The following is an 18,754-nucleotide window of genomic DNA, read 5'->3' as shown; positions in this document are numbered from 1 at the left end:
GTGATCCTCGCGAGGTCAGACAAGATTTCAACGTAAAGGAGAAGGCAATGAAACAGGTGTTCGGTGCGCTGGGTTTGGCTCTTTCCGCAACGGCTTTTCTGTGGCCCATGCCCGCCGCGGCGCAAGAGGAAGAGAAGGTCCTGAACATCTACAACTGGTCGGATTACATCGCCGACGACACGCTGAAAAACTTCGAGAATGAGACTGGCATCAAGGTCCGCTACGACAATTTCGACAACAACGAAATCGTTCACGCCAAGCTGGTGGCGGGCAAGACCGGCTACGACATCGTGGTGCCTTCGTCGCACTGGGCCAAGCTGCAGGTCGATGGCGGCTTGCTGCGCAAGATCGACCGCAGCCTGATCCCGAACTACAAGAACCTCGACCCCGATGTGCAGGCCCAGCTCGCCAAGCTCGACCCGGGCAACCAGTACATGGTGAACTGGATGTGGGGCTACACCACGGTGGGCATCAACGTCGACAAGGTAAAAGCTGCGCTCGGCAGCACGCCCATGCCCGACAACGCCTGGGACCTGTTGTTCAAGCCCGAGTACATCAGCAAGCTCAAGAGCTGCGGCGTGTCTTTCCTGGACTCGCCCACCGAGGTGATCCCGGCCGCGCTGTATTACTTGGGCAAGCCGGCCTACAGCAAGACCGCCTCCGACTACACCGCGGCGGCCAACCTGCTCAAGACCATACGCCCTTACGTCACGTTGTTCAGCTCATCGGGCTACATCAACGACATGGCCAGCGGCTCGATCTGCGTGGCACTGGGCTGGTCGGGCGACATCAACATCGCCAGGCAACGCGCCATCGACGGCCGCACCGGGCAGAAGATCGAGGCCTTGCTGCCCAAGACCGGCGGCCTGCTGTTCTTCGACGTGATGGTGATCCCCAACGATGCGTCGCACCCAAACAATGCGCACAAGTTCATCAACTACATCTTGAGGCCCGAGGTGAGTGCAGCTCTCACCAACAAGGTGTTCTACGCCAACCCCAACAAAGAGTCCAAGAAGCTCATCAAGCCCGAGGTGGCCAACAACCCCACGGTGTTCCCGCCTGAGAGCGAGATGAAGAAGATGTCGGCCCCCGACGCCATCGCCAACGACTTGCGCCGATTGATGACCCGCACCTACACCTCGTTCAAAACCGGGCTCTGAGCGCCATGGCGCCGGCAGCCCAGCCCGACGCGGCCTCTGCGTTCCTGCAGATCCGTGAGGTGGTGAAAGACTTCGACGGCTACAAGGCCGTCAACAACGTCAGCATAGACATCGCTCAGGGCGAGATCTTTGCGCTGCTGGGCTCATCGGGTTGTGGCAAGACCACCTTGCTGCGCATGCTGGCGGGCTTCGAGACGCCCACCTCGGGCCAGATCATCCTCAACGGGCAAGACCTGGCCGGGCTGCTGCCCTGCGAGCGGCCGCTGAACATGATGTTTCAGAGCTATGCGCTCTTCCCTCACCTCACGGTATGGGAAAACGTGGCCTTCGGTCTCAAGCGCGACAAGCTGCCCAAGGACCAGGTCGCCGCGCAGGTTGAGACCATGCTGAAGCTGGTGCAGCTCGGCAAGTTCGCCAAGCGCAAGCCGCACCAGCTTTCGGGCGGGCAGCAGCAGCGCGTGGCCCTGGCACGCAGTCTGGCCAAGAAGCCCCAACTTCTCTTGCTGGACGAACCGCTGGGTGCACTCGACAAGAAGCTGCGCGAAGAGACGCAGATCGAGCTCGTCAACATCATCGAAAACGTGGGCGTCACCTGCGTGATGGTCACCCACGACCAGGAAGAAGCCATGACCATGGCCTCGCGCATCGCAGTGATGAGCGAGGGCCGTTTCCTCCAGGTGGGCGCGCCCAGCGACATTTATGAAACACCCGCCACCCGCTTCGTGGCCGACTTCATCGGCAACGTCAACCTGATGGAGGGCGCACTCACCGTCGACCAGCCCGACCATGCGGTGATCACCTGCACCGACTGCACCCATTACGTGGGCCACGGCATCACCGGCACCGAAGGCATGGGCGTGACGGTGGCCTTGCGGCCCGAGAAAATCCGGCTCGACTCTGACAAGCCGAGCACCGACCACAACCAGGTGCATGGCACGGTGAAAGACATGTCGTACTTCGGCAGCTATACCGTCTACCACCTGGCACTTGCCAGCGGCAAGATGCTCAAGGTGAGCGAGAGCAACACCGAGCGCCATCGCGACAAGCCGCTGACCTGGGGCGACACCACCTGGGCCAGCTGGTCGCCCACCGCCCAAGTGGTGCTGACAGCATGAAGCTGGCCGACCGCCTGCGCTGGCCATGGACTGGCCGCGCGGCCGTGATCGGTGTGCCCTACCTGTGGCTGCTGGCGTTCTTTCTCTTGCCGTTTCTCATCGTGCTGAAGATCAGCGTCTCCGAGATGGAGGCCGTGCACTTCAAGGACCTCATCAGTTTCAAGGAAGGGGTGTTGCAGCTGTCGCTGCGCTTTGGCAACTACTTCTTCCTCACGCAAGACGACCTCTACATCAAGACCTATTGGTCGAGCATCAAGTACGCCGGCATCACCACGCTGCTGTGCCTGTTCATCGGCTACCCCTTCGCCTACTTCATGGCGCGCGCCAAGGCCACTGTGCAACCAGCCTTGCTGATGCTGGTGATGTTGCCCTTCTGGACTTCGTTTCTGCTGCGCGTGTACGCCTGGAAGGGGCTGCTCAGCGAGCATGGCTGGGCCCATGACCTGATCACCGGCACCGGCCTCGACCACCTGCTGGTTGCCGTCGGCGTGATCCCTTCGCCGGGCCAGCTGATGAACACGCCCTTCTCGCTGGTGCTGGGCATGACCTACACCTACCTGCCCTTCATGATCTTGCCGCTGTACTCCAACTTGGCCAAGATGGACCTGCGCTTGCTAGAGGCCGCAACCGACCTGGGCGCCACCGCCTGGGTGGCATTCTGGAAGGTGACGGTGCCGCTGTCCAAGGCCGGCATCATCGCCGGCAGCATGTTGGTGTTCATACCCTGTGTGGGTGAGTTCGTCATCCCTGAACTATTGGGCGGCCCGCAAACGCTGATGATCGGCCACGTGCTGTGGGACGAATTCTTCAGCAACAACGACTGGCCCATGGCCTCGACGGTCGCGGTGGTGATGGTGCTGCTGATCATCGTGCCACTGGCTCTGTTGAACAAATACCAGGCTGAAGCGCAGGAGGCTCACAAGTGAACCCCAAGCTCTTTGGCAAGGCCTGGTTGTCAGCGGGTTACCTGTTCCTGTACCTGCCCATCGTGGCACTGGTGCTTTACTCGTTCAACGACTCGCCCGTGCCCAACATCTGGCGCGGTTTCACGCTCAAGTGGTACGTCAAACTTGCCTCTGACACGGAGATGCTTGGCGGCTTTTGGCTGTCGCTCAAGATCGCTTTCATGACGGCGTGCGCGTCGGTCGTGCTGGGCACGCTGGCCGCCTTTGCGCTGGTCAAGTACAAGCGATTTGCGGGCCGCACGATGTTCTCCGGCATGGTGACGGCACCGCTCGTGATGCCCGAAGTGATCATCGGCTTGTCGCTGCTGCTGATGTTGGTGTCGGTGCAGCGCCTGCTCGGTTTCCCCGAGCGCGGCATGATGACGATCTGGTTTGGCCACCTGCTGCTCGGCCTGGCTTACGCCACCGTGGTGGTGCAAGCGCGCCTTAACGACCTGAATCCCCAGCTCGAAGAGGCCGCACTCGATCTGGGCGCTCGCCCATGGCAGGTGTTTGCGCTCGTCACCTTGCCCATGATCTCGCAGGCGCTGCTGTCGGCTTGGCTGCTCACCTTCACGCTCTCGCTCGACGACGTGGTGATCTCGGCCTTTCTGTCAGGCCCGGGCTCTACCACCATGCCGCTTGTGATCTTCTCGCGCGCGCGGCTGGGCATCAGCCCCAGCGTTAACGCCGTGGCAACCCTGATCGTGCTGGTGGTGTCGATCGGCGTGATCGTGGCCAGCCTGATGATTGCCCGCAACGAGCGCAAGCGTGCATGCGAGATGGCCGAAGCCGCACGCAACTGACCTGTCCCCCCTACACAACCACCGCAGCCTAGAGGAGAAAAACCATGAAGAAGTTCTGGCACCCCGCCGCTTTGAGCCTGGCCTTGCTCGCCGCCTTCCCGATAGTCGCAGGCGCACAGTCGCTCGACGACCTGCGCAAAGAGCAAAAGGCGTTGAAAGACAAGGTGAATGCGCTGGAGCAAAAGCTCAAAGACGCCGAGAGCAAGCCTGCAGAGGGCGGCATGACCGCGCAGGAAAAGCAAGACTTCAACCGCATCGCCATCAAGACCGAGGCCCTTGAAGACAACCAGGAAGCCATGGGCTTTCGCGGTCTCAAGATCAGCGGCCAGATGGACCCGAGCTTCATCTACAACAAAGCGCAAAACCGCTCGGGCTTCCAGTTTCTGAACCGCGTGGACGACGATGGCTACAACTACGACAACTCGTATTTCGGCATGGCCATGCTCGACTTCCAGAAGGAAATGGAAGGCGGCACCAAGTGGCGCTTCACCCTCGCTCCCAACCGTGGCGTGGGCGCCGTGTTCGACGGCAGCTCGGTGGTGCACGAAGCCACCGTGTCGCTGCCACTCGGCGACTTGCAAACCCGCTTCATCGCCGGGCAGATTCCCGACTGGTCGGGCTACGAGTACCTGCAACCCACGCTCAACAAGCTCATCACCCACAACCTGTTGTTCGACTTCACTCTGCCCACGGCCTACACCGGTGCCGGCATGGAAATCACCCGCGGCAAGTGGATCGTCAAGGGCGTGGTGGCCAACATGAATGCCTCCAAGCGCGCAGCCGGCGAGAAAACGCCCGTCATCGCCTACCGCGTCGACTATGCCAAGGGCGAGTTCCAGGGCTTCGGTTTTGCAGGCGTGCATGGCAAGGCGGCCAACCTGGTGAACGGCGGGCGTGACACGGCCCTGCACCTCTTCGAGGTCGATGCCTATTTCATTCGCGGTGACCTGACGGCGCAAGCCCAGCTCAGCGTCGGCCAGCAGAAAGACGCCTCCATCACCCCCGACCCCGACACTGGCGAGCTGCGCAAAGCGCAGTGGTACGGCTTGTCGACCTTGGCGGCCCTCAAGTTCACGCCGCGGTTTGAAGGCATCGTGCGCTTGGACTACCTCAACAACAAGAAGAACGGTGGCGGCCTGCTGGGCTACGGCGCCGATGACCGCAACGGCGTCGGCCCCGACCCGGCGGGTGACTCCGAGGTCGGTGCCAACCGCTATGCCTTGTCTTTGGGCATGGGCTATCTCTTCAACCTGAACACCACTCTCAAGTTCGAGTACCGCATGGACCGCGCCAGCCAGCCGGTGTTTCTCTACGTGAAAGACGGCGAGTACAAGAAGAGCAACCACGTGCTCGGTGCCGCGGTGGTGGTCAGCTTCTGAGGCAAGCCGCACTCATAGACCTCTAAACCCCGCCGCCGTCATTCCCGCGAAAGCGGAATCCAGCGTCGTGGCGTATCGTGGTTTCCCGCCACGGCGGAAATGCCGATGAACAGGAGAGCGCAAACATGAACCATTCCCTCAATGAGCAACTCATGGCCCGCAAGGCCGCCGCCACACCCCGTGGCGTGGGCGTGATGGGCACCTTCTTCGCCGACCGCGCCGAAAACGGCGAGCTGTGGGACGTGGAAGGCAAGCGCTACCTTGATTTCGCCGGCGGCATCGCCGTCATGAACACCGGCCACCGCCACCCGCGCGTCGTGGCGGCGCTAGAAGCGCAGCTGAAGCGCTTCACCCACACCTGCTATCAGGTGGTGCCTTACGAGGGTTACATCGCGCTCGCCGAAAAACTCAATGCGCTCACACCCGGAGACCACGCCAAGAAAACTGCACTCTTCAGCACCGGCGCCGAAGCCATCGAAAACGCCGTGAAGATCGCCCGCTCGCACACCAAGCGAGCCGGCGTGATCGCTTTCGGTGGCGCCTTCCATGGCCGCAGCCTCTTTGCCGTGGCGCTCACCGGCAAGGTGCAGCCCTACAAGGCCGGCTTCGGGCCCTTCCCGGCCGAGATTTACCACGCGCCCTTCCCTTGCGAGCGCACACCGCTTGAAGACGTGAAGAAAGCCGTGCACCACCTCTTCAAGGCCGACATAGAGCCCAGCCGCGTGGCGGCCATCGTGTTCGAGCCTGTGCAGGGTGAAGGCGGCTTCAACGTCATACGCGCCGAGGCCGTGCAGTGGCTGCGCGCGCTGTGCGATGAGCACGGCATCGTGCTCATTGCCGACGAGGTACAGACCGGCTTCGGCCGCACCGGCAAGCTGTTTGCCATGGAGCATTACGGCGTGCTGCCCGACATCTTGGTCAGCGCCAAGTCGCTGGCGGCCGGGCTGCCGCTGTCGGCGGTGACGGGCAAGGCCGAGATCATGGACGCGCCCGCACCCGGCGGCCTGGGCGGCACCTACGCCGGCAACCCACTCGCCATTGCCGCCGCGCATGCGGTGATCGACGTGATGCGCGACGAGCGCTTGCCCGAGCGGGGCCAAAAGCTCGGTGACACGTTAAAGGTGATGCTCAACGGCCTGTGCGCCGAGGTGCCGCAGATCAGCGACATCCGCGGCCTGGGTGCCATGGTGGCGGTCGAGTTCAGCCAGCGCACCAGCGGCGAGCCCCACGCCAACTTTGCCAAGCTCGTGCAGGCTCATGCGCTCAAGCGCGGGCTGATCCTGCTCACCTGCGGCGTCGACGGCAACGTGATCCGCTTTCTCTTTCCGCTGACGATTGCGCAACCGCACTTCGACGAAGCGCTCGACATCTTGAAGAGCGCCTTGCTCGAAGCAGCCGCCCGGTAGAGCAGCTGCGCGAAACGCCGGTCGCACAGGGCCGCGCCTGAGCTGCGGCATGATCCTCCCCGATGCGCTCACCCTGGATTTCCTACCTCTTCCTTGCCAGCAGCATGGCCCTGGTCGGCAGCTACGTCGGCTTCTCCAAGGTCCTGGTGCTGGTGTTCCCCGTCTTCCTGCTGGCTTGGCTGCGCTTCGGCATCGCCGCCGTGGCAATGGTCGGTTGGGTCAAGCGCTCGGCCGGTGAAGCGCCGCTGAGCCGGCACGACCGCGGCTTGCTGTTTTTCGAATCCTTCTTCGGCAACTTCTTGTTTTCCATCTGCATGCTGTTCGGCGTGTCGATGACCTCTGCGCTGGCGGCTGGTGTGATCATGGCGGCCATCCCGGCGGTGGTGGCCGTGATGTCGTGGCTTGTGCTCAAAGAGCGCATCACCGGCCGCGTGGCAGCTGGCGTCGCCTGCGCCGTCGGCGGTATCGCGCTGGTGTCACTCACCAAGACGGCGCAAGGCTCAGCGCCCGCTTCGCTGCTGGGCAATGTGCTGCTGTTCTGCGCCGTGGTCTGCGAGGCCAGCTATGTCGTGATGGGCAAGAAGCTCACCGGCCAGGTGTCGGCCAAGCGCATCAGCGCGCTCGTCAATTTGTGGGGGCTGTTGCTGGTTACGCCCTTCGGCCTTTGGCAGGCGCTGTCGTTCGACTTTGCGGCGGTGCCTGCGGCCTCGTGGTGGCTGCTGCTCTTCTATTCGCTCGCAGCGAGCATGGTCACCGTGTGGTTGTGGATGACAGGGCTCAAGCACGTGCCGGCTTCTGCGGCGGGCGTCTTCACCGTGCTGCTGCCGGTGAGCGCGGCGCTCGTAGGCGTGCTGTTTCTTGGCGAGCGCTTCAGCATCGGGCAGGCTGGCGCTTTTGCGCTGGCCCTGATCGGCGTGGCGCTGGCCACTTGGCCAACTCAGGGCGTTGGCGCCACCGCTTCGCCGACCGAACGCGGCTGATGCATTGGGCAGCCATTGCGGCTGGATCGGAATTGCGCCGAGGCTTCATACACCTGCTTGCGCGCACGCATCACTGAGCCCAGCGGCTGGTGATCAACCACGCCATGCCACGGGCTGAAGCACAGGCGATCTTCCATCGACACCGAACGCGCGCCGTCCCACGACACCTGGCGCGGCGCGGTGATACGCGCCACGGCAATGAAGGGGCTCTGCAACTCAGGCCACGCCACCGAAGCGTCTTCGATGGGCATGGTTTCGAGATCGGTGCACAGCTGCACGCGAAGCTCCCATTCGGCGCTGTGGTCACGAAAGTAATCTCGCACCGCCTCGCGCAAGCCATCGGGCCTCTTCACCAGGTCAAGCGGGGCGCCGGTCAGGGCTGTCAGCGATGGCGAGACGGGCACCAGTGACAGCTTGCCCATGTACTTCCCATGCCGCAGCGGCACCTGGGTGAAGAAGCTCTCGCCAAGGATGTGGGTCATCGGGTGGCCGCCCATGCCCTTGAGCGTGGGGCTCTCGATCAGCTCGGCTTCCAGGGCACGCTCCACGCCACGCAATACCGCCGACAGACCCTTTTTCAGCCCCTGGGCCTTGTCGGTGGTCGCCGCTACCAGCTTCACACTCTTCAGGAAATGCTTGGCATCTGGCGCCACAAAGTCCGGGCCATCGACCATCAAGAAATCTTGCGTCGTGGCGCCAGCGGAGCCCGGCAGTCGTTCGCCGTCCACACCGAGCACCTTGATCGCCATGCCCCGCGGAAGCGAAACGCTGTCGTCAAGCAGATCGCCGGGTGAGGTCGACAGGCGCATCACCACCGGGTAGGTGCGCGGGCGCGCAAATATGCCTTGCGCCCACTGTGGCTGCAGCCCACCCAGCACACGCATCTCGCCACGCAACAAGCCGTGCCCCTTTGCGTGCACGGCGCGCAGGCCGCGGCCTGTGTGGGCATAGGTGGTGCGCGAGACCTCAAGCAAGGCTTCTTGCAAACCGGCAATGGTCTCGGCTTCGTCGGCAGCAATCTGCTCGAACGAAGCATCGTAGGGAATGGGCGTGCCGTTGGCATCCATGAGCGCTCCAGGGGGAGATGAGATGCAACCCATCTTGGACGCCTGCTGGGCCGTGCACAACCTGATCCTGTTGTCAGCCCACTCCTACGTGGCTGGCGCCCGAGGCGATCTCGCTCACGGCGCGCACGGGCTCGCCCTTCAACCGGTGATCCGACCACACCTGGCGCCAGCGCCGCGCACCCGGCAAGCCATGGCGCAGGCCAAGCATGTGACGCGAGACATGTGACCAAGGCTCACCGCTGGTGCCAACCCGTGCCATGTACTCGACCATGCGCGCTTCAACTTCTTCGCGGCTGATGGCGAGAGAGGCAACGCCCAGAAAGCGGGCGTCCCATTCGGCCATGACCCAGGGGTTGTGATAAGCCTCGCGGCCGAGCATCACGCCGTCTATGTGCGCCAGGTGTTCGGTGATTTGCTCATTCGTCGTCACACCGCCATTGAGCACGATGGTGAGGTGCGGGAAGTCGCGCTTGAGCTGGTAGACCATCTCGTAGCGCAATGGAGGCACTTCGCGGTTTTCTTTCGGGCTCAAGCCTTTGAGCCAGGCGTTGCGCGCGTGCACCATGAACACCTCGCAGCCGGCCTCGGCCACGCTGCCCACGAAGTCGCGTACGAAGGCGTAGCTCTCGGTGTGGTCAATGCCGATGCGATGCTTCACCGTCACCGGCAAGCTCACGGCGTCGCGCATGGCTTTCACGCCGTCGGCGACCAACTGCGGCTCGTTCATCAGGCAAGCGCCAAACGCACCGCGCTGCACACGCTCGCTGGGGCAACCGCAGTTGAGGTTGACTTCGTCGTAGCCCCATTGCTGCGCCAGCTTTGCGCAGGCTGCGAGGTCGTGCGGCTCGCTGCCGCCCAGCTGCAAGGCCACGGGGTGTTCTTCAGCGCTGAAATCAAGATGGCGCGGCACATCGCCATGCAAGAGCGCGCCGGTGGTCACCATTTCGGTGTAAAGGCGTGTGCGCTTCGTGAGCAGGCGGTGGAAGTAGCGGCAGTGCCGATCGGTCCAGTCCATCATGGGTGCTGTACACAAGCGCCATTGGCTAAGTTGTTGATTCATATGAATTAATCGTCAGTCTGTCGGTTCAGTTGGAATGGGACAGACCACATGAAGTCTTGGACGGCAGGGGGCAATTTCTTCATCTTAATCAATGGCTTGTGCTCAGGGGTTCCGCCACAGCACGACGTTCGGACGCCCCGCTGCGCGATGGACCGCTCAAATTCGCTGCTACGGATTTGCAACGTCATGAATGGCACACGGTCATGGTGGTGACTGCTTTCGGGCGACTGAATCAGCGCGCCGAAGCAACTTGCGACCCACGGCAGTCGTTCGTACACATGGCTAGGCCGCCGGCGACCGGTCGTTTGGCGAGCCGGTGCGCAAGGAACCGCTGCCGCTGCACAGCAGTTATCTGCCGGCAACCCTCGGCTCCATCCGCAATGGCAAGCAGCAACAGCAGAACATGAGGCCACCGGCTCTCGCCTACCCCATCACTTGAGCGGACGATCAACCCTCGCCCAGATGACCGACGTCACTTGCACCCAATAGCACTCACGCCCACGCTGTGCCTCCACACTCCAGGAGGCCGCCATGGCGACAAAGCAACGAGGCTTGACCGGCTCATCGCCGCTGCCACCCATCCGCCGTTTCTCCATTCGGCCCGGAGACTGGTTCTCAGCCCTCGCCCGCTCGCTTGGCATCACGCCCTGCTCGGCCTGCCAGCGCCGCGCCATGGCGATGAACCGCCTGACCGCCTGGGCCTTTCGCCGGCCGTGGGATCCGCCTGAAGAATGCACCACCTACACCGGCCCCTGCACGGGTTGGGGCTCCCGCCAATGCGTCGTAGCGCCTGAGCAGATAACGCCAGATGCGGGTGTGCTGGAGCAATGCTGCACCGGCGCCTTTCAATACCCGTGGATCAGGGTCTGCAAAGGCCAGCCCCCTCAGCGTGGTTGCGGCTTTTGCCTGTGGTGATCGCGTGAAGCGCTTCGTGCTCGCAGCGCTGTTGGCCAGCGCCGCGTCTGCGTTTGCAGCCGTTACGCCGAACGGCGCCTTTGCCACCAGCGTGCCGATCGAGCTGCCGCCGTACCACGGCATCTCGCCCGCGCTCTCGCTGCAATACGACTCGCAAGCCGGCAACGGCGCGCTGGGCATCGGCTGGTCGCTGTCTGGCCAATCGCAGATACGCCGCGCGTCGGTAACCGGCGGCCTGCCGTCGGGCACGCCGGCGGACCGATTTCGGCTCGACGGCATCGAGCTCATTCCCTGCGCCGGGGCCGACCCAGCAGGGCCGGTCTTTGCGAGCCCCAGCTGCAAGTACGCGTTGCCCGCGCCGCTCGTGGCCTACACGAGCCGGATCGAATCGTTTCGTCGCATTGCCTTCGAGCCTTCGGCCACCAGCACACCCAACAACACAGGCCAGTGGCTGGTGTGGGAGCGCGACGGCACGCGCAAGCGCTATGAAGAATCGCCCGCCACGGGCATTTGGCTACTCTCTGAAGTGCGCGACGTGCACGGCAACCAGGTCGACTATCGCTACACACGCACGGGGCTCGCGCCCAACGTCGATTACCTCAGTGAGATTCTCTACAACCAAACTGTGGTCACGCTGTATTGGGAACAGCGGCTCGACGTGATCGGCTTCGCCGCGCGCGGCGGCAAAGGTTGGATGACGCAGCGCCTGCACAGCATCGACGTGCAAGTCGAAGGCCAGCGCGCCCGCGCCTACGCGCTCGGGTATGCGCCGGCCGCCATCAGCCAGCGCTCCAGCCTTGTCAAGGTGACGCAGTACGCACGCAGCGCCACGCTCGATGCAAGCGGCACGCCCAGCGGCGCATCGCTGCCAGCCGTCGTGCTGGGCTACGCCAACCCACGCGCCACGCAGAGTTGGCAGACGCGCCGCTCGGCGCTCGTCGCCCTGCCCGCGCCCGCCACACCCACGCTGCGTGACCAGTTCCCGTTCGCGTCGCAAGTAGTGAACCTGGGCGTCGATGCGGGCTACCTCGTCGGCGACTTCGACGGTGACGGCCGCAGCGACACCTTGGTCCACACGATGATCGAAGACTCTTCGGTCGCCGGCGGCTTTTTCACGCAGATGGGCACCTTGACAGCGCGGCTTGAACTGCACGCACGGCTCGCCACGCAAGCCAGCGTATCGACGCAACTGCCGCTGCGCGTAGCCGGCCACTGGATCCCCACCGAGCCGCCGCAAGACGGCCGCGAAAAACTGGTGCGCCTGTGGGTGGCCGACGCCAACGGCGACGGCATGGACGATCTCATCGCGCTCAGCTGGCGCGCGTTCGACACCGCCAACCCGTACGGCGCCATCGTGATGACGCTCAACGTGGCGCTGTCCAATGGCCAGGGCGGCTTCGAGTGGGCGCAGCCCGACTTTTCCGACACGCCGTGGATCAGCAACGTGGTGTGGGGCCAGCGAAACCTCTTTCCCGAAGACTCGCCGCTGTGCACACCGGGCGACTTCAACGGCGATGGCCGCGCCGACTTTGCCTGCACCTTCCAGAACTCGGGCGGCAAGCACTTTCTTGGCGTCGCGTATGCCAGCACGGCCGGCGCGCTCAATGCCGGGGCCACTGCCGAAGAAATCGCCGACGACCCCGGCGTTGCCGTGCCCGGCACCAGCGGCTTCGTGCCCTACGAAACGCGCCGCATCGCCGCGGGCGATATAGATGGCGACGGCCTTACAGACCTCATCGTGCTCGACCTCAACCCCGCCGACGTGCAAGCCTGCGCTGACCTCGGCGACCCCACGGTCAACCGCCCGACGTGCTCGATACGCTACGACGTGCTCACGCTGGTCTCGCGCGGCGACGGCTTCGAGCGCGAACGCACGCCCACGCCGTGGAAGCGCGAAGACTTTCTGCACACCGTGCCTGGCCACATCGCCGCGGCCGACCTGAACGGCGACGGGCGTGCCGACATGGCGTTCTTCGCAGGCCCGGTGAAGGGCGAACGATTCCAGCGGCTGCGCATGGTGCGAACGGCCATTCGGCGCAACGGCGGCTATGCCTTGAGTGAAGTGGCCGTGCCGCAGGCGCTGGCCAACACCGAGCTGCATTTTTCACTGGGCGACGCCAACGGCGACGGCCGCACCGACTTGCTCGTGGCCACGCCCATCGGGCCCGGCACGGCGGGCGTCAACTGCTCGGCGAGCGCCTTCAAGCGCGCGGTGCTCACGGTGGTTCCTACCGACAAGGACGGCGCGTTCAGCTTTCCGCAGCGCTGGGACGACTGCGCGGTCTCGCGCGAAGTCACTGACGCCTGGGCCGAGTGGTCGCCGGCCGATCTGCCCATGCTGCAAGTGGGCGACACAAACGGCGACGGCTACGCCGACTTCGTGGTGCCGGTGGTGCGCAAGGGGCTGGCGGGACAGATCATCTTCATCGTGCATGATCGCGTGGCGCAGCCGGGGCCACAGGCCGCGCGGCGATGGATCGCCGCCGACCTCAACGCCGACGGCCGCAGCGACTTCATCGCTTTCGTGCCCGAGACCAACTCCACGAGCGTGCTCAGCCTCATCGCACAACCGGGCGGCGGCTACCGCAGCAGCAGCTTCCCGCTGGGCACTTTCGCCAACCCCTCGCTGCGCTCGTGGCACGTGATGGATGCAGACGGCGATGGCCGGCCCGACCTTGTTCACGCCGCATGCCTGCCCACAAGCCACGGCGCGGGCTGTACGCTCGAAGTGCAAACGTTCCTGTCGCGCGGCGACGGCAGCTTCACGCGTGAAGCCGTGGTCTCTGTGCCAGCGGTGGCCAACGTGCGCGGCAATTCGCCGCTCGACCTGATTGCGCTCGATATCGACCGCGACGGCCGCGTAGATCTAGTTCAGCCGCTGACGCTACGCGACCCGACCACCGGCAGCACCAGCGTGGCAGTGCGCACGCTCAGGTCGCTCGGACGTTCGTGGCAAGCCGCCAACGTGACGCCGCTGATGGCTGCAGCGCCCGGCCAATATACGGGCCGCGCGGCCTGGAAAGCAGGCGACTTCGACGGCGATGGCCGCGGCGACCTGCTGCATATCGCCTCGGGCCGCAACGACGCGCGGCTGACGCGGCTCACCTTCAACGGCATGGTGTGGCAAGCCTCCGCCAGCACCGTGACGCACCCGCCGGCCGCCGGCGGCTGGCTCGCCTGGCGCGGCGCCACCAGCCCGCTCGCCTGGCGTGCGGCCGATGTGAACGGCGACGGTGTCACCGACCTCGTGCGCGCCCTGCGCAGCAATACCAACACCAACACGAGCGCGCTAGTGCATGCGCTCGAATCCCTGGCAAGTGCCGGCTGGCTGAGCAGCCTGAACCCTATCACCACAGCCGTGCCGATAGAAGGCTTGGGAGGCAGCCGTTGGCAGCTGCTCGACACCAACGGCGACGGCGCGGCCGATTGGCTGCATCTCGACGACACACTGCCCAACAACCTGATCGCCTACGTGCTGCCCGGCGGCGGTGCGGGCTTCGGTGCAGTGCTGCAGACCACCGTTGACAACGCCAGCCGGCGCTTCGTGCCGCGCGCGGCGCAACAGTGGGGCGACCTGGAAGCCGATGGCCGCAACGTGCTGATGGGCATCGAGGTGCCCACCTCGGCAAACACGACGGGGGTGCGCGTTCAATCGCTGGCCTTGCCACTCGCGCGAGAGGCCATCACCCAGCTCGATGCCGGCGCGAGAACCGAGGTGGCGTACAAGCGCGCCGTCAGCGATTCGGGCAGCGCCGACTGCGCCTTGCCGGCGGGTTTGCAGCTCGGCGTGGTCGCCGAACTGCGTGTTCTCGACGGCCGCACCGCTGATCGCGATGTCACCCGCTTTGCCTACGGCTGCGCAGCGTGGTCGCACACGCACCGCACGCTGCTCGGCTGGCGCAACACCTCGAGCACCCGCGCGATGGCGGACCACCGGCCCGGCAGTGTGGAGCTCGCTCAGTATTCGATCAGCGACGAGTGCCTGCGCCGTGACCAAGCGCATGGCACGCAAAGCACCGGCGGCCGCTGGGTCGGCCCACGCTCGATCACGAGCTACCTGCCCTCCGGCGATGCGCCCTACCGCTGCCTCGTCAACAGCGTGCAGCACGTGCTGCACGGCGAGGCGAACGACACCGTGGCCGTCAACCGCACGCAAAGTTTTCGCTACGACGAGTTCGGCAACGTCACCGCTGACGTGGAAGACGGCCTGGGCAACGGGCTGGCGCGTGCCACCTTGCGGATATTCAAGCGGGCCGCCGTGCCCTATGTGGTTGACAAGCCGGCCAGCGAGCAGCTGCATGCCGCGCTCGACTCTTCAGGCGCGCTGCTGCGCGCCAAGATGTTCTGCTACGACGGCGACACGAGCTTCACCTGCGACGGCACGCCCACCAAAGGCCTGCTCACCACGCGCATCGATCTATGGGAACAAGGCACGCGTCTCACCAAGTTCCAGTACGACACCGTTGGCAACCTCGCGTCGGCGATGGATGCCAACAACCACGGCACCGCCTTCTTCTACGACGCTGCCCAGCGCGTCTACCCGACGAACGTGGTGAACGCGCTGGGCCAGACCACCGCCACGTTGGAGTGGGATCGCGTGCTCGGCAAAACCTTGTCCATCACCGGCCAGAACAACGACGTGAAGCGCCACAGTTTCGATGGCTTCGGCCGTTGGACGGGCACCGATGGCCCCGATGGCGGCTCGCTTGTGCGCCGCTATGAGAACTGGGGCGACCCGGCCGAGCAATTCATCACCGACGAAACCAGCACCACCTGGGAGCGCCACTATGTGGACGGCTTGGGCCGTGTGTACCGCCGCGAACGAAAAAGCGAACGCGGCGGCACCGAGGTCTTGGGCCAGCGCATCGTGTACGTGGACGCGAGCACGCTGCCGGCGCGCATCTCCGCGTTCAGCCGCTGGCGCCAGCCGGGGCCGTTTCGCGCGCGCGCTTACGTTGATTACCGCTACGACGAAGCGGGCCGCAACGTGCGCACCCGGTTCGCCGACGGCAAAGCCGTGGGCGTTCGCCTGAACGCCAGCGGCAACCGCTTCATCAGCACCATCACCGACGAAGCGGGCTGGATCACGCAGCAGGTGCACGACGCCTTCGGCCGTCATGTAGAAACGCGCGGCTTCGACGGTGCGGCCACACTTGCCACGCGCTTCGAGCACGACATGGCCGATCAGTTGATCGCCATGACCGACCCCATCGGGAACGCGACGCGCTACACCTGGGACCGCCTGGGCCGCAACACAGTGGTCGATGACCCGAACCTCGGGCGGCGCAGCAGCGGCTTTGACAAAGGCGACAACCTCACCTCCATCACCGACGCGCGCAACCGCAGCACGCAACTTTTCTACGACGCCGCCAATCGCCTGGTTCGCAAGCTCTACCCGAGCAACGCCGAAGTCACCTGGCGCTACGACGAGCCCGGCGCCGCCAATGGGCGCGGGCGGCTCACCTCGTTCACCGACCTCACGCAAGCGGGCTGCGGTGCGACCCCGAGCGCGCAGTTCGACTACACCGCCGGCGGCCGCTTCGCAAAGGTGGCGCGCTGCATTCGCGGCAGCAAAGCCAGCCTCAGCTATGGCTACCAGCCCGATGGCCCGCTGCAGTGGATGCAGTACCCCGACGGTGAGCGCGTCACCTACCACTACGACGGCGCAGGCCAACTCGAAGGCGTGGGAACGTGGCTCACGGTGGCCGAACGCAATGCCGATGGCCTGCCCACGCGCATGAGCTTGGGCAACGGTGTGACGCGCCGCCTGGAATACGACCTCAACCGGAACTGGCTGCGCAGCCACAAAGACATGCGAGGCTCGGCGAACGTGTTCGACGTGGCCTATGACTACCGGCCCAACGGCAAGACACTGGGCACCCGCTCGGCCAGCAACGGCTGGAACCTGGTCGTGGGCGCAGACACCGTGGGGCGCCTGAAATCGGTGACCGGCTCGCACACGCAGTCGTGGGCGTACGACCTAGCCGGCAACATGGTGTCGAACTCGGCGGTTGGCATCTACACCTACACGGCGCCGGGGCCGGCCGCCAGGCAGCCCCACGCCGCCCAAGCGGCCGGCAGCACGCAACTGCGTTACGACGACAACGGCCTGCTTTCAATGGCGACCAACGCGGCCGGCCAGATGCGCTCGATCGACTGGAACTTCGACCACCTGCCAGCCATGGTGACCGACTTCAACGGCGACCGCACCGACTACGAATACGACGCCTTCGGCAACCTCGCCGTCGAGGCCAAAACCAACGAGACAGTGCTGCACTTCGGTGACTTTCTGCGCCAGTCGAGCGTGAGCGGCGCCGTGCAGCTGATGCTGGTCGATGGGCATCCCTTCGCCGAAAAAGCAGCCACAGGCCAGCGGCGCTGGTACCACCTGGACCGCGGTGACGCGCTGCGCGCCGTAAGCGACGAACGCGGCAACGTGGTGGCGCGCAGCAACTACGGACCGTATGGCGTGCCGATCAACGTGGGCAGCAGCAGCGCTCCGGTGCCGCGTCGGCAAGCAGGTGCGACCTTGTTCGGCGGCACGAACCTGCAGCTGCTCGGCGCTCGCCTGTACGACCCGGCTCTCGGCCGATTTCTCGGCCCTGATTCGATCGTAGCCGACCCGCAGCACCCGCAAGCGGCCAACCGCTATGCGTACGCCTACAACTCGCCGCTCGATTTCGTGGACCCGTCGGGCCACCAGCCGGCAGACATCGGCATCGGCACCACCGTGGGCTCGGGCGGGCCAGGCTCGTTCGATGCGGGCTTCCACAGCTTCAGCGCACTGCCCAGCAGCGCGATGGTGGCGAGCAATTCACCGACCTTTCTGCCCCCTCCTGTACAGCAAAGCGTGAGCACGACGGCGTCGTCATCGTCGTCATCGACGCCGGGCAACGCCAACGTGCCCGGCATCTTCAAGATCGACTGGAATGACCCGGCGCAACTGCAGAAGTACCTCACGCTGCGCGACTACGCGCGCACCAATGTGCTCTGCCGCAGATGCCATGCGTACACGCCCGATATGAGCCTGGAGCTGCTCACCGGGGATGCCTTGCGCAACCAGAAGCTGATGGTCGCCGGTGCCGGCGCGGGCACGCTGGCGGTGTTTGCTGCACCGGTGATGGCCGAGATCGCAGGCTCGGAAGCCTTGCTCTCCGGCAGCATCTGGCTCTACATGCGCTCGCCTGTTGCATGGAACATGCTGCTGGGCTTGGGCTACGGCCTCGCTGGCATCACCGTTTCGCCCGTCCCTAGGCTGACACCCGGCGATTCGCGCACCATGGTGAGGGAGCTCGGCCAAGTGATCAGCTCGGTGCAAGTGCCCTACCGCGAACAAGCCGTGCGCGGCATGCTGCAGCAGATTGCAAAAGCCAACGACGGCTGGCAGTTCACCGAACAGGCATTCCAGGGCGGCACAGTCTTCATCGGGAACCGCTTGCCCACGCCCGCGATCTGGGTCGGCCCCACCGGGCAGGTGGTGTACGGCGCCGGGTCATTCACCGCCGGAGAGGGGGCGTTTCAGTTCGTGTGGACGGGGGTGCAGCGTGTTTTGGCGCCTTGAGGGCAGCGCTGCTTGCTGCAAAGTTCAATTCGACGTCAAGCAGAAAGCACTCCGTCATTCCCGTGAATACCGGGCACGGGCTTGTTCGCAAGACCTGGCCGTGCAACTTGACGTGTAGCCCTGGTTGCCGCGATTTGTGAGGCGCCCAAGTCCGTACAGATCTTCTGTTAGGTTGGGCCAATGACGCTTTGCAGCAGCAGCGAACGCACTAGCGTAGCGCAAACGTTTGTCCTACCGCACAAATGTACTGCCCGAAAGCAGCCCGTGGCGGTAGCCCGCTTGTGGCCGTCAAGAACTGGCCGCGAACGGCAGCTTCACCGCCAGTCAGCTCGCATGCGTAGCCAGAAGACTGCGGGCGAGC

Annotated in this window: 11 protein-coding genes; 9 read left to right on the top strand and 2 right to left on the bottom strand. The window is 64.7% G+C overall.

Translation table 11 applies throughout. The features are described 5' to 3' along the window. Positions 1-47 precede the first annotated feature (47 nt). The 7 genes from AC30QB_RS11370 (at position 48) to AC30QB_RS11340 (ending at position 7,790) form a co-directional block, all read left to right on the top strand. On the top strand, positions 48-1,160 hold the full coding sequence (locus AC30QB_RS11370; RefSeq protein ID WP_489546327.1) for a polyamine ABC transporter substrate-binding protein: 1,113 nt from the start codon (positions 48-50) through the stop codon (positions 1,158-1,160). Between the two features lie 5 nt (positions 1,161-1,165). Then, positions 1,166-2,275, top strand: coding sequence for an ABC transporter ATP-binding protein (locus AC30QB_RS11365; protein ID WP_489546326.1), 1,110 nt, complete (start codon positions 1,166-1,168; stop codon positions 2,273-2,275). Continuing rightward, positions 2,272-3,201 (top strand): ABC transporter permease, encoded by a 930-nt coding sequence (locus AC30QB_RS11360; protein WP_489546325.1) that lies wholly within the window; start codon positions 2,272-2,274, stop codon positions 3,199-3,201. The genes AC30QB_RS11365 and AC30QB_RS11360 overlap by 4 nt, the downstream gene beginning before the upstream one ends. Continuing rightward, on the top strand, positions 3,198-4,025 hold the full coding sequence (locus AC30QB_RS11355; RefSeq protein WP_489546324.1) for an ABC transporter permease: 828 nt from the start codon (positions 3,198-3,200) through the stop codon (positions 4,023-4,025). Before AC30QB_RS11360 ends, AC30QB_RS11355 begins: the two co-directional genes overlap by 4 nt. A gap of 44 nt (positions 4,026-4,069) precedes the next feature. Beyond that, entirely contained in the window at positions 4,070-5,404 is a 1,335-nt protein-coding gene (locus AC30QB_RS11350; protein ID WP_489546323.1) for a DUF3138 family protein, read from the top strand. Positions 5,405-5,529: 125 nt separating this feature from the next. Continuing rightward, the gene (gene gabT / locus AC30QB_RS11345) at positions 5,530-6,810 is read left to right on the top strand and encodes a 4-aminobutyrate--2-oxoglutarate transaminase (RefSeq protein WP_489546322.1); all 1,281 of its coding nucleotides are present in this window, start codon (positions 5,530-5,532) and stop codon (positions 6,808-6,810) included. Positions 6,811-6,872: 62 nt separating this feature from the next. After that, positions 6,873-7,790, top strand: coding sequence for a DMT family transporter (locus tag AC30QB_RS11340; protein WP_489546321.1), 918 nt, complete (start codon positions 6,873-6,875; stop codon positions 7,788-7,790). Here AC30QB_RS11340 and AC30QB_RS11335 read toward each other — a convergent pair. After that, the gene (locus AC30QB_RS11335; protein WP_489546320.1) at positions 7,748-8,857 is read right to left on the bottom strand and encodes a catalase family protein; all 1,110 of its coding nucleotides are present in this window, start codon (positions 8,855-8,857) and stop codon (positions 7,748-7,750) included. The genes AC30QB_RS11340 and AC30QB_RS11335 overlap by 43 nt on opposite strands. A gap of 73 nt (positions 8,858-8,930) precedes the next feature. Then, the gene (gene dusA, locus AC30QB_RS11330) at positions 8,931-9,917 is read right to left on the bottom strand and encodes a tRNA dihydrouridine(20/20a) synthase DusA (protein ID WP_489546319.1); all 987 of its coding nucleotides are present in this window, start codon (positions 9,915-9,917) and stop codon (positions 8,931-8,933) included. Positions 9,918-10,448: 531 nt separating this feature from the next. Here dusA and AC30QB_RS11325 point away from each other — a divergent pair. Both AC30QB_RS11325 and AC30QB_RS11320 read left to right on the top strand, forming a co-directional pair. Then, positions 10,449-10,832 carry a hypothetical protein gene (locus AC30QB_RS11325; RefSeq protein ID WP_489546318.1) on the top strand — a complete coding sequence of 128 codons (384 nt, stop codon included), beginning with the start codon at positions 10,449-10,451 and terminating at the stop codon, positions 10,830-10,832. Positions 10,833-10,836: 4 nt separating this feature from the next. Then, positions 10,837-18,393 carry a SpvB/TcaC N-terminal domain-containing protein gene (locus AC30QB_RS11320; protein WP_489546317.1) on the top strand — a complete coding sequence of 2,519 codons (7,557 nt, stop codon included), beginning with the start codon at positions 10,837-10,839 and terminating at the stop codon, positions 18,391-18,393. The last annotated feature ends 361 nt before the right edge of the window (positions 18,394-18,754 follow it).

Source organism: Rhizobacter sp., assembly GCF_046595475.1.
Classification (GTDB): Bacteria; Pseudomonadota; Gammaproteobacteria; order Burkholderiales; family Burkholderiaceae_C; genus Rhizobacter.
This window is presented reverse-complemented; position numbering and strand designations above follow the sequence as displayed.